Below are 15,368 nucleotides of genomic sequence, written 5' to 3' on the forward strand. Positions count from 1 at the left end.
ATCGGCCCGCCGGGGTGTCCTCGGAGTGCGGTATCTCACCGTGCGGCGTGCGCGATGTCACCCTCCGGCGTGCCGTGTCTCATCCTCGGCGTGCGGCGTCCCCTCCTCCGGATCGTCGAGCAGCAGCCGCTCCAGCTCGGCGCGGCCGGGGAGCCGCTCCGGGCGGACCACCTCGCCGGTGCGGACGTACAGGAACGCGGCGGTGACGGACTCCAGGGGGACGCCCTGCTGCTCGGCCCAGGCGAGCCGGTAGACCGCCAGCTGCAGCGGGTCGGCGGTGCGGCCCCGGCCGGTCTTCCAGTCGACGATCTCGTACGTGACGGCGTCGCCGTCCCCGGAGTCCCCGGCGCTCTCGTGCCGGTACACGGCGTCGATGCGGCCCCGGACGACCCGGCCGGCGATCGACAGCTGGAACGGCGCCTCCACGCGGTAGGGCGTGCGGTGGGCGTACTCGGTGCGCTCGAAGGCGTCCTTCAGCTCCTCCAGGTCGCGCTCGTCGGCGATCTCGGCGTCGGCTCCCGGCAGCTCGTCCGGGTCGAGCATGGGCAGGGTCAGCTCCTCGAAGCGCGCCTCGACCCACGCATGGAAGCGGGTGCCCCGGCGCGCGGCGGGCTGCGGCGGGCGCGGCATGGGGCGGGCCAGCTCCCGGGCGAAGGCGTCGGGGTCGTCGGCGAGCCGCAGCAGCTGGGACGCGGTGAGGGAGGCGGGCAGCCGCACCTCGGTGACCGTCTCACGGGCGCGCAGCAGCTCCCCGGTGAGGGCGTCCAGGTCGCGGTCCCAGGAGGCGACGGTACGGGCCTCCTCGGGGGTGAGGCGCGCCTCGGCGGGGGCCGGGGGGCCCGGGCGCGGGCGGGCGGACTCCTCCGGGGCGGTGGCCTGGTGGGGGACGACGGGGTGCTCGGCGGGGCGCTTCGTGGGGCGCTCGATGGGCAGGGAGTCCCAGTCGTCGGCGTACGGGTCTTCGGCGTACGGCTCGTCGGCGAAGTCCTCCGGGTACGGCTCCTCGTCGTCCGGCGGGGGCGGCCAGTCCGGGTCGTCGTAGGCGCCCGGGTCGTGGACGGCGGCCGCGCCGTGCGGGTCGGCGGCGATGCGGTCGAGGTGGGCGAGGACGGTCGCGGCGGCGGCGCGGCGCCGGGCGAGGGCCGCGTCGTCCAGGGGCAGCGGCCACTCCTGGACATCGCCGGCCTGCCGCAGCGCCGGGTTCTCCTCGTCCTCCTCGGGCTCGTCCGCCCACACCTCGATCTCGCCGTACCCGGCGGCGCAGTGGTCGTGGAGGGCGAGCAGGAACTCGGAGGGGCCGCGCGGCTTCTTCTGGCTGGGGCCCCACCAGTGGCCGGAGCCGAGCAGCAGGGAGCGGGGGCGGGTGAAGGTGACGTAGCCGAGGCGCAGCTCCTCGGTGTGCTGGTGCTCCTTCATGGCCTCGTGGAAGGCCTTCAGGCCCCGGGAGTCCCAGGACGGCACGTCGGGGAGGGTGTCGGCGTCGCCGCGCAGCGCGCGCGGCAGCACCTTGCCCTGCGCCGTCCACTTCTCGCGGCCCCGGTCGCTGGGGAAGGCGCCGGTGACCAGGCCGGGGACGGCGACGACGTCCCACTCCAGGCCCTTGGACTTGTGGGCGGTGAGCACCTTGACGGTGTTCTCGCCGCCCGGCAGCGCGTTGTCCAGGCCCTTCTCGTACTGGGCGGCGGTGCGCAGGAAGCCGAGGAAGGCCAGCAGGGTGGCCTCGTTGTCCCCGGCGGCGAAGGACGCGGCGATGTCGAGGAAGTTGGACAGGGTCTCCCGGCGGCGGGCGGCCAGCGCGTGCGGGGACGCGGACAGCTCGACCTCGAGACCGGTGACGGCGAGCACCCGGTGCAGTACGTCCATCAGCGGGTCGGAGAGGGAACGGCGCAGGTCGCGCAGCTCGGCGGCGAGGCGGGCGAAGCGGACGCGCGCGTCGGGCGAGAAGGGCAGCCCGTCGTCGTCCCCGCCGCCCTCCAGCGGGGTCTCCAGGAAGGTGTCGAGGGCGTCGGCGAGCGAGATCACCTCGGCGGGGTCGACGCCCTCCACGGCTTCGGCGAGCCGCCGGTCGGGGTCGTCGTCGCCTTCCACACGCGCGTGGGACACCAGCCGGCGCGCGCGGCGGCCGAGCAGGGCGAGGTCGCGGGGGCCGATCCGCCAGCGCGGGCCGGTCAGCAGCCGGACGAGGGAGGCGTTGGCGCCGGGGTCCTGAAGGACCTCGCAGACGGCGACCAGGTCGGCGATCTCCGGCAGGTGCAGCAGCCCGGACAGGCCGACGACCTCGACGGGCACGTCCCGGGCGACCAGCGCGGCCTGGATCTCGGCGAAGTCCGTGGCCGTGCGGCACAGGACGGCGATCTCGCCGGGCGCCTTGCCGGTGTTCACCAGGTGCGCGATCGAGTCGGCGAGCCAGTCGATCTCCTCGGCGTGGGTGCGCAGCAGGGCGCAGCGGACGATGCCGTCGCGCTCGGCGCCGGGTGCCGGGCGGAGGGCCTCGACGCCCGCGTGCATGGCGCGCAGCGGCTCGGCGAGGCCGTTGGCGAGGTCGAGCAGCCGGCCGCCGCTGCGGCGGTTCTCGCTGAGGGACTGGCGGGTGGCGGGGCGGCCGTCGGCGTGCGGGAAGTGCTCGGGGAAGTCGTCGAGGTTGGCGACGGAGGCGCCGCGCCAGCCGTAGATGGCCTGGCAGGGGTCGCCCACGGCGGTGACCGGGTGGCCGGTGCCGCCGCCGAAGAGGCCCGCGAGGAGGACGCGCTGGGCGACCGAGGTGTCCTGGTACTCGTCGAGGAGGACCACCCGGAACTCGTCGCGCAGCACGCGGCCCACCTCGGGCAGGCCGGCGAGCCGGGCGGACAGGGCGATCTGGTCGCCGAAGTCGAGCAGATCGCGTTCGCGTTTGGCGGCCCGGTAGCGCTGCACCAGCTCGGCCAGCTCGCGGCGGGCGGCGGCCGCCTCGGGGACCTTACGCAGGTCGGCGTTGGTGAGCTTGGCGTTCTCCAGAGCACGCAGCAGCTCGGCGTCGTGGGCGCGCAGGTCCTCGGGGCGCACCAGGTGCTCGGAGAGCTCCGAGTCGAGGGTGAGGAGGTCGCCCACCAGATCGGCGAAGGAACGCGTGAGGGCCGGGTAGAGGCCGGGCGCCTCGCGCAGCACACGCGCGGCGAGCTGGTAGCGGGTGGCGTCGGCCAGCAGCCGCGACGTCGGTTCCAGGCCGATGCGCAGCCCGTGGTCGGTGAGGAGCCGGCCGGCGAAGGCGTGATACGTGGAGATAACCGGCTCGCCCGGGGGGGTGTCCGGGTCCGACGGGGAGGAGTGGTGGTCGGGTGACGGGAGGGGGTCCGGGTCGGTGACGCCGGCCTTGATCAGGGCCGTACGGACGCGCTCGGCGAGTTCACCGGCGGCCTTGTTGGTGAAGGTGAGGCCGAGGACCTGCTCGGGGGCGACCTGGCCGGTGCCGACCAGCCAGACGACGCGGGCCGCCATCACCGTCGTCTTGCCGGAACCCGCTCCGGCCACGATCACCTGCGGGGCGGGCGGCGCGGTGATGCAGGCCGTCTGCTCCGGGGTGAACGGAATGCCGAGCAGCTCCTTGAGCTGGTCGGGATCGGTGATTCGGGCGGGCACACCGAGAATCTAGCGGCGGCCACCGACAGCTCGGGCCCACCTAGCCCGCCGGGAGGGAAGAAGCGCAGGTCGGCGGGGGTGGTGCGATACGTCACGCACGCTGCTGGAGCCGTTCACTCGACGACGTGGCGGCCCTCGGGGCGGGCGCTGCACGACGCCCGGAACGCGCAGTGCGCGCAGTGCTGGCCCGCAGTCGGGGTGAACCGCTCGTCGAGGACCTTGCCGGCGGCGGTGGCCAGCAGGTCGCCGACCCACTCCCCCTCCAGCGGCTCCTGCGCCTGCACCTTGGGCAGGGTCTCGCCGCCGTCCCGCTTGGCGGCGCCCTGCCGCAGCTGGACCAGCTCGGCGCCGCCCGGCTCGGGCCGCACCCCGTCGAAGACGTCGTCGACGGCGCCCTCGCGGACGGCGAGCTGGTACACGGCGAGCTGGGGGTGGCGTTCCACCTCCCTGGAGCTGGGCGCCTGCTTGCCGGTCTTGAAGTCGACGACGTAGGCGCGGCCCTCGCCGTCGGCCTCGACGCGGTCCATCTGGCCCCGGATGCGGACCTGGTAGTCGCCGGACTCCAGGGTGACGTCGAAGTCGTGCTCGCTGGCCACCGGGGTGCGTCCGGTGCGGTCCATGACGTGCCACTTCAGGAAGCGTTCGAGCGCCACGCGCGCGTTCTCCTTCTCCTGCGCCGACTTCCAGGGCGCGTCGAAGGCGAGGGCGTTCCACACGGAGTCGAGGCGTTCCATGAGGACGTCGAGGTCGGCGGGGGTGTGCCCGGAGGCGACCTCGTCGGCGAGGACGTGGACGACGTTGCCGAAGCCCTGGGCGGCGGTGGCGGGCGCGTCGGCCTTCACCTCGCGGCCGAGGAACCACTGGAGGGCGCAGGTGTTGGCCAGCTGGTCGAGGGCGCTGCCGGAGAGCACCACGGGCTGGTCGCGGTCGCGCAGCGGCACCTTGCTGTGCGTGGGTTCGTACATGCCCCACCAGCGGTAGGGGTGCGCGGACGGCACCAGGGGGCGGCCGTCCTCGTCGGCGAGTGCGGCGAGCCGGGCCAGCCGGCGGGCGGCGGCCTCGCGCAGGGCGTCGGAGACGCGGGGGTCGACCGTGGTGGCGCGCAGTTCGGCGACGAGCGCGGCGACGGACAGCGGGCGGCGCGGGCGTCCGGTGACGTCCTTGGGCTCGACGCCGAGCTCGGTGAGGAAGCGGGAGGGCTGGTCGCCGTCGTCGGAGGACGCCTTCACGGCCGTCACGACCAGGCGGTCACGCGCGCGCGTGGCGGCGACGTAGAACAGGCGACGCTCCTCGGCGAGCAGCGCGCCGGGGGTGAGCGGTTCGGCGAGTCCGTCGCGGCCGATGCGGTCGGCCTCCAGCAGGGAGCCGCGGCGGCGCAGGTCGGGCCACAGTCCCTCCTGGACGCCGGCCACGACGACGAGCCCCCACTCCAGGCCCTTCGAGCGGTGCGCGGTCATCAGACGTACGGCGTCGGGGCGGGCGGCGCGGCGGGTGAGGGTGTCGGCGGCGATGTCCTCGGCCTCGATCTCCTCGAGGAAGTTGAGGGCGCCGCGCCCGCCCGTGCGCTCCTCCGCGCGCGCGGCGGTCGCGAACAGGGCGCACACGGCGTCGAGGTCGCGGTCGGCGTTGCGGCCGGCGGCGCCGCCACGGCGGGCGGCGCGTTCCAGGCGCTGTGGCCAGGGGGTGCCGTCCCACAGCTCCCAGAGGGCCTCCTCGGCCGTGCCGCCGCCGGCCAGGCACTCGCGGGCGCGGCGCAGCAGGGCGCCGAGCCGTTGCGCACCGCGCGCGTAGACGGGGTCGTGCACGGCGAGCCGCTCGGGCGCGGCCAGCGCGCGGGCGAGCAGCTCGTCCGAGGGCGGCGGCAGGGGGTTCCCGGCCGCCCGCTCCTCCTCGCGCAGCGCGCGGCCGAGCCGCCGCAGATCGGCGGCGTCCATGCCGGCGAGAGGGGAGGTGAGGAGAGTGAGCGCGGTCTCGGTGTCGAGCCAGCAGGGCTCGTCGTCGGAACCGGCGCCCGCGCTCGCACCCGCCTCGCCGGACCCGGCCGCCAGGCCCTCACGCACACCCGCCTCGCCGGCCCCGGCCGCCGCACGCTCACTCGCCCCCGTCTCGCCTGACCCGGTAACCGCACCCGCGTCACCCGACCCCGCCGCGACGCCGCCCGGCCGCTGTTCCTCCTCCGCCCTCGCCACCGCGCGCAGCGCGGTCAGCAGCGGGGCGACCGCCGGCTCGTGCCGCAGGGGCACGTCGTCGCCGTCGACGTCGACGGGGACGCCCGCGGAGGTGAGGGCGCGGCGGACCACCGGAAGCGTGCGGGCACCCGCGCGGACCAGGACCGCCATGTCGTTCCAGGGGACGCCGTCCTCCAGATGGGCGCGGCGCAGGATGTCGGCGATGTTGTCCAGCTCGGTGCCGGCCGTCGGGTAGGTGTACACCTCGACCCGGCCGCCCTCGCGCTCGGGCGCCGGCTCACGGTGCAGGCGGACCTTCTCGGCGGGCAGCCGGGGCAGCGGCATGCGGCGGGTGATCCGCCGGGTGGCTTCGAGGAGCGCGGCGCCGGAGCGCCGGGAGGTGCGCAGCACCTGGACGGGTGCGGGGCGGCCGTCGGCGCGCGGGAAGGCGTGCGGGAACTCCAGGATGCCGCCGACGTCGGCGCCCCGGAAGGCGTAGATCGACTGGTCGGGGTCGCCGAAGGCGACGAGGGTGCGGCCGCCGGACGCCAGGGCGTGCAGCAGCCGTACCTGAGCGGGGTCGGTGTCCTGGTACTCGTCGACGTAGACGGCGTCGTAGCGGTCGGCGAGCTGCCCGGCGGTCTCGGGCCGCCGCGCGAGGAGCACCGCGCGGTGGACGAGTTCGGCGTAGTCGATGACGCCCTGGAGGTCGAGGACGTCGAGGTACTCGGCGAGGAAGGCGGAGGCGGCGCGCCAGTCGGGGCGGCCGATGCGGCGGGCGAAGGCGTCCAGGGCGCGGGGGTCGAGCCCGAGCTCGCGGCTGCGGGCGAGCACGGCGCGGACCTCGTCGGCGAAGCCGCGGGTGGTGAGGCAGGCGCGCAGGTCGTCGGGCCAGCGCACGTGGGACAGCCCGAGCCGTTCCAGGTCTGCCTGGCCGGCGAGCAGCTCACGCACGGTGACGTCCTGCTCGGGTCCGGAGAGCAGACGCAGCGGCTCCACGAACAGGTCGCTGTCCTGGTGGGCGCGGACCAGGGCGTAGCAGAAGCTGTGGAAGGTGGTCGCCTGCGGGGCGCGGGCGGCGCCGATGCGCAGCGCCATGCGGTCGCGCAGCTCGACGGCGGCCTTGCGGCTGAAGGTGAGCACCAGGATGCGCTCGGGGTCGCCGCCGCGCGCGATGCGGGCGGCCACGGACTCGACGAGCGTCGTGGTCTTGCCGGTGCCGGGACCGGCGAGGACGAGCAGCGGGCCTGAGCCGTGCTCAACCACGGAGCGCTGGGCGGCGTCCAGTGGAGGGGGATCCACGCGGGTCGGCGGGGTACGCACCAGTCGATAGGCGCCACGGCTCCCCCGCCGCACCGGGGGGTGCGACAGGCCGCTGGTGGAGGAAGAGGAGCTCACGTGGTTCGCCGGTCCTGGTGGGTGTGCTGTGGGGCGCCGCGCCGCGTGTGCGGGGCGGTGGTCGGGGGGTGAGAGGGCCACGCGCAGCCGACGCTACGCCGGGGACCGGAGCGGAAGCAGGGTTTCCGCTTCTTCCCTCCGGTCACTCCGGGCACCCACGCCCCTCGACCCACGAACGTACGTCATGCCGTGGATGTGCCACATGTCCCCCTGACGGATCACACGTCACACGGCGGCGGCGGGGATGGCGGAAGCTGTCAGGTGTGACCCCCGGTGTCCGCGCCGCCGTCCCACCGCGCGCGTCTCATGTCGAGGCGTGGCACATGGCCCTCCGCCGCCCGGCCCGCCTCCCGCAGCGGTGTGCCCTCCGCGCGGTAGTGACCGAGGGCACGCAGCTCGTGGCCCGGCAGCAGCACGCCGTCCGCGCGGACCACGCGCCACCAGGGCACGGCCCCGCCGTAGAGCGCCATCACGCGCCCCACCTGCCGGGGCCCGCCCTCCCCCAGCCACTCGGCCACGTCCCCGTACGTCATGACACGCCCCGGCGGGATCAGCTCGGCGACCTCCAGGACCCGCTCGGCGTACGCGGGCAGGGCGTCCGGGTGCTCCGGACCCCCGTCGGACGGAAGACTCTCCTGGCTCATCCGGACCATCCTGCCCCACCCCACCGACAACGCGGCGCGGCCGCGGACACGGGCGGGCGACTCGCCCCGGAGCACCGCTTCGGGCAGACTGTGCCGCCCCGCTTGTGGACCCTGATGCCCCCTTGTGGCGGTACGGCATGCCACCATCGTGCGGGCGGTGACCGGTGATACGAGATCGAGAAGAGACGATGAAGCAGCAGGGTGCGCACCCCGGGGACACGGAGGGCACCCCTGACGCCTCGTCGCGCCCGGACACCGCGAAGGAGGCCGGTGGCGCACACCGGGACGTCGCGCACATCGACGAGGTGGAGGGCGACGAACCGCTGCTCCCCGCGCGCGTGCACCGCCCGTCCGACCTCATGCGGCTGGTGGGCGGCGTGCTCGCGGTCGTGGTACTGCTGGCGATCGCCGCGTTCGCGCACGGCACCACCTCGGGTCTCGAACAGGACATCAACAAGGGCACCGGACAGGCGCCCGACCTGCTCATCAAGATCGCCGGTCTGGCCTCCAGCATCGCGATCCTGCTGGTCCCGGTCGCCTTCGCGATCGAACGCCTGATCAAGCGGGACGGGCTGCGGATCGCCGACGGTGTGCTCGCCGCCGTGCTCGCGCACGGAGTGACGCTCGCCACGGACCTGTGGGTCGCGCGGGCCGCCCCCGACTCGATCCAGGACGCGCTCACCCAGCCTTCCCCCGGCGACATCCACGCGCTCACGGACCCGGTGCACGGCTATCTCGCACCCGTCATCGCGTACATGACCGCCGTCGGCATGTCCCGCAGACCGCGGTGGCGCGCGGTGCTGTGGGTGGTGCTGCTGCTCGACGCCTTCTCGATGCTGGTCACCGGGTACACCACCCCGTTCTCGATCATCCTCACCGTGCTGATCGGCTGGACCGTCGCCTACGGCACGCTCTACGCCGTCGGCTCGCCCAACGTCCGGCCCACCGGCCGCACCCTGATGGCAGGGCTCCGGACGGTCGGCTTCCGCCCGGTGACCGCGTCCCGCGAGGAGGCTGCCGACGCGGCCGAGGGCGGCGACCGGGGACGGCGCTACTTCGTCACCCTGGAGGACGGCCCGCCCCTCGACGTCACCGTGGTCGACCGCGAGCAGCAGGCACAGGGCTTCTTCTACCGCGCGTGGCGCAACCTGGCGCTGCGCGGCTTCGCCACCCGCCGCAGCCTGCAGTCGCTGCGCCAGGCGCTGGAGCAGGAGGCCCTGCTGGCCTACGCCGCCATCGCCGCCGGCGCCAACGCGCCCAAGCTGATCGCCACCTCGGAGCTGGGACCCGACGCGGTGATGCTGGTCTACGAGCACACCGGCGGCCGCACGCTGGACTCCCTGGACGACGAGGAAATCACCGATGAACTGCTGCGCGACACCTGGCACCAGGTGAAGGCGCTGCAGTCCCGCCGTATCGCGCACCGCAGGCTGGTCGGCGACGCCATCCTGGTGGATCATTCCGGCACGGTGATCCTCACCGACCTGCGCGGCGGGGAGATCGCGGCCGGCGACCTGTTGCTGCGCATGGACGTCGCCCAGCTGCTGGTGACGCTGGGGCTGCGGGTGGGCGCCGAACGCACGGTGGCCTCCGCGCTGAGCGTCCTCGGCCCCGACGCCGTCGCGGACTGTCTGCCGATGCTCCAGCCGATCGCGCTCAGCCGCTCCACGCGCGCGACGCTGCGCAGGCTCGCCCGGGAGCGCGCCGAGCGGGAACGCGAGGCGGTCCTTGAGGCCTCCCGCCAGTCCCGTCCCGCCCCCGCCGACGACGCCGACGGGTCCCGCCCCGTCGTGCTCGACAAGGCGGACAAGAAGGCCGTACGGGCGGAGCAGCGGGCCGAGAAGCGGGCCATCGACGAAGCTCTGGAGGAGGCGCGCGAGGAGGATCTGCTCAGCCAGATCCGCCAGGAGGTGCTGCGGATCAGGCCGCAGGCCCCGGTCGAGCCGGCCCGGCTGGAGCGGGTGCGTCCGCGCACGCTGATCAGCCTGATCGCGGGCGCGATCGGCGCGTACTTCCTGCTGACGCAGCTCACCCACATCGAGTTCGGCCCGCTGATCTCCAACGCGGAGTGGGGCTGGGTGGCCGCGGCGGTGCTGTTCTCGGCGCTGAGCTACGTGGCGGCCGCGATGGCGCTGCTCGGGTTCGTGCCGGAGCGGGTGCCGTTCCTGCGCACCGTGGCGGCCCAGGTCGCCGGCTCCTTCGTGAAGATCGTCGCCCCGGCCGCGGTCGGCGGCGTCGCGCTGAACACCCGGTTCCTCCAGCGCGCGGGGGTGCGTCCGGGGCTCGCGGTGGCGAGCGTCGGCGCGTCCCAGCTGTTCGGGCTCGGCTGCCACATCCTGATGCTGCTGGCGTTCGGTTATCTGACCGGAACCGAGAAGACGCCTTCGCTGTCGCCGTCCCGGACGGTCATCGGGGGTCTGCTGACGGTCGCGGTGCTGGTGCTCGTGGTGACCTCGGTGCCGTTCCTGCGGAAGTTCGTCGTCACGCGCGTGCGGTCGCTGTTCGCGGGTGTCGTGCCGCGCATGCTCGACGTGCTGCAGCGGCCGCAGAAGCTCGTCACCGGCATCGGCGGCATGCTGCTGCTGACCGCCTGCTTCGTGATGTGCCTGGACGCCTCGATCCGGGCGTTCGGCGACGAGTCGACCTCGGTGAGCATCGCCAGCGTCGCCGTCGTCTTCCTCGCGGGCAACGCCCTCGGGTCCGCCGCGCCGACACCGGGCGGTGTGGGCGCCGTGGAGGCCACCCTGACGGTCGGTCTGATCGCGGTCGGCCTCCCCAAGGAGGTCGCGGCGCCCGCCGTGCTGCTCTACCGGCTGCTGACCCTGTGGCTGCCCGTGCTGCCGGGCTGGCTCGCCTTCAACCACCTCACCCGCAAAGCGGCGTTGTGACCGGCTGAGACGCCGGCCGGGCGGGGCCCTCCCTCGGACGGCCCGTGCCCCGCGCGCGCCGCCGCGGGCGACCGCAGGATGGGGACATGTCCCGCCCCTTCCGGCTCCGCGCAGCCGCCCTGTCCGCCTGTGCCCTTCTGCTGCCCGCGCTGCTGGCGGGCTGTGCCGAGGGGGACGACCCGGCCCAGGACCTGACGCGGCAGAAGCTGGACTGGAAGGCCTGCCCCGCGCCGGACGAGGCCCAGGGCGGCGGTGCGTCGCCGTCGCCGTTGGCGGGCGCCCGGGGCCAGTGGGAATGCGCGACGCTCAAGACGCCGCTGGACTGGGACGACCCGGACGGCGACACCATCGGCCTCGCGCTGATCCGCGTCCGGACGAGCGGCCCGGAGAGCGAGCGGATCGGCTCGCTGCTCTTCAACTTCGGCGGCCCCGGCGGCTCCGGCGTGACCACGCTCCCCGCGTTCGGCCGGGAGTACGCCACCCTGCGCACCCGGTACGACCTGGTGAGCTTCGACCCGCGCGGGGTCGGCCGCAGCGCGCCCGTCACCTGCGAGGACGACCAGCAGCTCGACGAGCACTTCCAGCAGGACGGCACCCCCGACGACAGCGCCGAACGCGCGGAACTGCTGGACAGCACCAAGGAGTTCAACGAGGCGTGCGAGGACAACTCCGGGCGGATGCTGCCGCATGTGCGCACCACCGACGCGGCCCGCGACCTCGACCTGATGCGCCAGGTCCTCGGCGACGACAAGCTGCACTACTTCGGCATCTCCTACGGCACCGAACTCGGCGGCGTCTACGCCCACCTCTTCCCCGACAAGGTGGGCCGCGCGGTGTTCGACGCGGTCGTCGACCCGGCGCTGAACTACGAGCAGGCCTCGCTCGGTCAGGCCCGTGGCTTCCAGCGCGCCCTGGACAACTACGCCGAGGACTGTGTCTCCCAGGTCGAGGAGTGCCCCGTCGGCGACAGCGTGCAGGACGTGGAGAACCGCATCGCGAAGCTGCTGCGGGACCTGGACCGCCGGCCCATCCCGGGGGTCTTCCCCCGCCAGCTCACCGAGACGATGGCGACGAGCGGCATCGCGCAGGCCCTGTACTCGAAGGACTTCTGGGCGTTCCTCACCGACGGCCTGGAGCAGGCGTACGACGGCGACGGCACGATCCTGATGGTGCTGGCCGACTCGATGAACGGACGCGGCGAGAACGGCGAGTACAGCAACCTGGTGCCCGCCAACGTCGCCATCAACTGCGCCGACGCCAGGCCCCGTTACACCCCGGAGGACGTGGAGCGACTGCTGCCCCAGTTCCGGAAGGCCTCTCCCCTCTTCGGGGACTTCATGGCCTGGGGGATGATCACCTGCACCGACTGGGCGGTGCCGGGCGTCGCCGACCATCCGGACGTCAGCGCCCCGGACGCGGCCCCGATCCTGGTGATCGGCAACACCGGCGACCCGGCCACCCCGTACGAGGGCGCGCGCAGCATGGCGAGGGCGCTCGGTGAGGGCGTCGGCGTGGAACTCACGTACGACGGGGAGGGGCACGGCGCCTACAACGGCGCCGACCGCTGCGTGCGGAACGCGGTCGACGGCTATCTGCTGGACGGCAAGGTGCCGGAGGCCGGAGAGGTCTGCCCCTGACCCGCCCGGCCGCGCGACAACTGGGGGGGGTTACGGCAGGACCGGCGACGAAAGCCCAGCTCAGAGGGTTTTCCACAGGCCTCCCCGGCCGACGCCGGACCTGCCTACGATGTCGGGACAGCCGTTCGCCGCACGACGCGGACGGTCCACGAGGGGGGATGTGGCAGATGACCCGGTTCACCCGATGGGCGGCCCTGACCGCCGCCGCCGCACTGCTGACGGCCGGCTGCAGCGGGGGCGGACCGTCGAAGGACGACTCCGGCAAGGACGACAAGGGGAGCGACGGCAGTACCGCACTGGACTGGGGGCGCTGCGAGGCGACCGCAGAGGGCCCGGCGCCCGGCGACGAGTGGCGGTGCGCCACGCTGAAGGTGCCGCTGGACTGGTCGAAGCCGGACGGCGAGACGATCGATCTCGCCCTCATCCGAGCCGAGGCGACGGGCGACGACCGCATCGGCTCCCTGCTGTTCAACTTCGGCGGGCCGGGCGGCTCGGGCGTCTCCACCCTGCCCGCCTACGCCGACATGGCCGCCGATCTGCGCGAGCGCTACGACCTGGTGAGCTGGGACCCGCGCGGCACGGGCGCGAGCGGCGGCGTCCGCTGCCGTGACGACAAGGCCATCGAGGCCGCCGAGTCCTCCGTGGACTGGACGCCGGACACCCCGGCGGAGGAGCGGGTCTTCCTCGAGGACGCGGCCGACTTCGGCAAGGGCTGCCAGAAGGCCGCCGGGAAGCTGATGGCGCACGTCTCGACCACCGACACCGCCCGTGACATGGACCGCATCCGGCAGGCCCTCGGCGACGACCGGATGCACTACTTCGGCATCTCCTACGGCACCGAACTCGGCGGGGTCTACGCCCACCTCTTCCCCGACAAGGTCGGCCGGATGACGCTGGACGCGGTGGTCGACCCGACGGCCGACGCGATCGGCCACGCCAAGAACCAGACCCGCGGCTTCCAGACCGCCCTCGACAACTACCTGCGGTCCACCGGACGTGACCCGCAGGAGGGCTCGCGGGAGATCGCGGACCTGCTGGACCGGATCGACGCCGAGCCGTTGCCGACGTCCTCCGACGGCCGTGAGCTGACGCAGTCGCTGGCGATCATCGGCATCGTGCTGCCGCTCTACAGCGAGTCCAGCTGGCCGGCGCTGACCAGCGCGCTGGAGGCGGCCGAGGACGGGGACGGCACGGAGCTGCTGGCCCTCGCCGACGGGTACAACGAGCGCGACGCCTCGGGCAGCTACGGCACGACGACGCACGCCCAGCGGGTCATATCGTGCCTGGACGACAGGCAGCGGCCGACGGTCGAGGAGACGAAGAAGCTGCTGCCCGAGTTCGAGAAGCTCTCCCCCGTCTTCGGCCCGTTCCTGGGCTGGGACACGGCGGGCTGGTGCCACGACTGGCCGGTGCCCGGCCAGTTCGAGACACCGGAGGTGAGCGCCCCGGGCGCGGAGCCGATCCTGGTCGTGGGCAACACGGGCGACCCGGCCACCCCCTACGAGGGGGCGCGGCGGATGGCGGACGAGCTGGGCGAGGGCGTCGGGGTGGTGCTCACCTGGAAGGGCGAGGGCCACGGCGCCTACGGCAGCGGCAGCGACTGCGTCGACTCGACGGTGAACGCCTACCTGCTGGACGCCACGGTGCCGCAGGACGGCAAGGTCTGCTCGTAACAGCGCTGACCGAAACGGCGTCGGGGGCCCCAGGCACACCCCGAGGTGGTGCCCGGAGCCCCCGACGAGGACCCGGTGACGTCCGGCGCGGTCGCGAGGGCCGCTCCGGCCGGTACGGCCTAGTAGACCGGCTTCTCCGGCTCGATCTGGTTCACCCAGCCGATGACGCCGCCGCCGACGTGGACCGCGTCGGAGAAGCCCGCGGACTTCAGGACCGCGAGGACTTCCGCACTGCGGACACCCGTCTTGCAGTTCAAGACGATCTTCTTGTCCTGCGGCAGGCTCTCCAGGGCGTTGCCCATGAGGAACTCGTTCTTGGGGATCAGCCGGGCGCCCGGGATGGACACGATCTCGAACTCGTTCGGCTCGCGGACGTCGATGAGCTCGATGTTCTCACCGTCGTCCATCCACTCCTTGAGCTGCTTGGGAGTGATCGTGGAGTCGGCGGCCGCCGCCTGGGCCTCCTCGGACACGACGCCGCAGAAGGCCTCGTAGTCGATGAGCTCGGTGACGGTCGGGTTCTCGCCGCAGATCGCGCAGTCGGGGTCCTTGCGGACCTTGACCTGGCGGTACTGCATCTCCAGGGCGTCGTAGATCATCAGGCGGCCGACGAGGGGTTCGCCGATGCCGGCCAGGAGCTTGATGGCCTCGTTGGCCTGAATGGAACCGATGGACGCGCAGAGCACGCCCAGGACGCCGCCCTCGGCGCAGGAGGGGACCATGCCGGGGGGCGGGGGCTCCGGGTAGAGGCAGCGGTAGCAGGGGCCGTGCTCGGACCAGAAGACGGAGGCCTGGCCGTCGAAACGGTAGATGGAACCCCAGACGTACGGCTTGTTCAGCAGGACGCAGGCGTCGTTGACCAGGTAGCGGGTCGCGAAGTTGTCCGTGCCGTCGACGATCAGGTCGTACTGGCTGAACAGGTCCATCACGTTGTCGGCCTCGAGCCGCTCCTCGTGCAGGACCACGTTCACGTAGGGGTTGATCCCCTTGACCGTGTCACGGGCGGACTCGGCCTTGGAGCGGCCGATGTCGGACTGGCTGTGGATGATCTGGCGCTGCAGGTTCGACTCGTCGACCTCGTCGAACTCCACGATGCCGAGCGTGCCCACGCCCGCTGCGGCCATGTACATCAGACCCGGCGAACCCAGGCCGCCGGCGCCCACAAAGAGCACCTTGGCGTTCTTCAGCCGCTTCTGCCCGTCCATGCCCACGTCGGGGATGATCAGGTGGCGGGAGTACCTGCGGACCTCGTCTACGGTGAGCTCGGGGGCCGGCTCGACCAGGGGTGGCAACGACACGGGGACTCCGTTGGTCGGTCAATCACTACGGTTGTTCTCGGCTCAAC

General features: G+C 73.6%; 7 protein-coding genes. 3 read left to right on the forward strand and 4 right to left on the reverse strand.

Annotated features, from left to right (window positions below):
- Positions 1–57: 57 nt before the first annotated feature.
- The 3 genes from ACQY0Z_RS01300 to ACQY0Z_RS01310 form a co-directional block, all read right to left on the reverse strand.
- Positions 58–3,615, reverse strand: coding sequence for a UvrD-helicase domain-containing protein (locus ACQY0Z_RS01300; protein WP_439811716.1), 3,558 nt, complete (start codon positions 3,613–3,615; stop codon positions 58–60).
- A 113-nt stretch (positions 3,616–3,728) separates the two neighbouring features.
- Positions 3,729–7,181: an ATP-dependent helicase gene (locus tag ACQY0Z_RS01305; protein ID WP_439811717.1), complete on the reverse strand. Its 3,453-nt coding sequence runs from the start codon at positions 7,179–7,181 to the stop codon at positions 3,729–3,731.
- Between the two features lie 257 nt (positions 7,182–7,438).
- Entirely contained in the window at positions 7,439–7,825 is a 387-nt protein-coding gene (locus tag ACQY0Z_RS01310; protein ID WP_086699442.1) for an MGMT family protein, read from the reverse strand.
- A 188-nt stretch (positions 7,826–8,013) separates the two neighbouring features.
- Between ACQY0Z_RS01310 and ACQY0Z_RS01315 the strand changes: the two genes are divergently transcribed.
- The 3 genes from ACQY0Z_RS01315 (at position 8,014) to ACQY0Z_RS01325 (ending at position 14,023) form a co-directional block, all read left to right on the forward strand.
- Positions 8,014–10,713 (forward strand): lysylphosphatidylglycerol synthase transmembrane domain-containing protein, encoded by a 2,700-nt coding sequence (locus tag ACQY0Z_RS01315; RefSeq protein ID WP_254586023.1) that lies wholly within the window; start codon positions 8,014–8,016, stop codon positions 10,711–10,713.
- Between the two features lie 86 nt (positions 10,714–10,799).
- Complete coding sequence (locus ACQY0Z_RS01320) at positions 10,800–12,350, forward strand: alpha/beta hydrolase (RefSeq protein WP_439811718.1); 1,551 nt, start codon at positions 10,800–10,802, stop codon at positions 12,348–12,350.
- A 167-nt stretch (positions 12,351–12,517) separates the two neighbouring features.
- Positions 12,518–14,023: an alpha/beta hydrolase gene (locus ACQY0Z_RS01325; protein WP_439811719.1), complete on the forward strand. Its 1,506-nt coding sequence runs from the start codon at positions 12,518–12,520 to the stop codon at positions 14,021–14,023.
- 119 nt (positions 14,024–14,142) lie between these two features.
- Here the strand turns inward: ACQY0Z_RS01325 and moeZ are convergent, their stop codons facing one another.
- On the reverse strand, positions 14,143–15,321 hold the full coding sequence (gene moeZ, locus ACQY0Z_RS01330) for an adenylyltransferase/sulfurtransferase MoeZ (RefSeq protein WP_189900993.1): 1,179 nt from the start codon (positions 15,319–15,321) through the stop codon (positions 14,143–14,145).
- Positions 15,322–15,368 lie beyond the last annotated feature (47 nt).

Source organism: Streptomyces sp. P9-2, assembly GCF_051903975.1.
Classification (GTDB): domain Bacteria; phylum Actinomycetota; class Actinomycetes; order Streptomycetales; family Streptomycetaceae; genus Streptomyces; species Streptomyces cellulosae.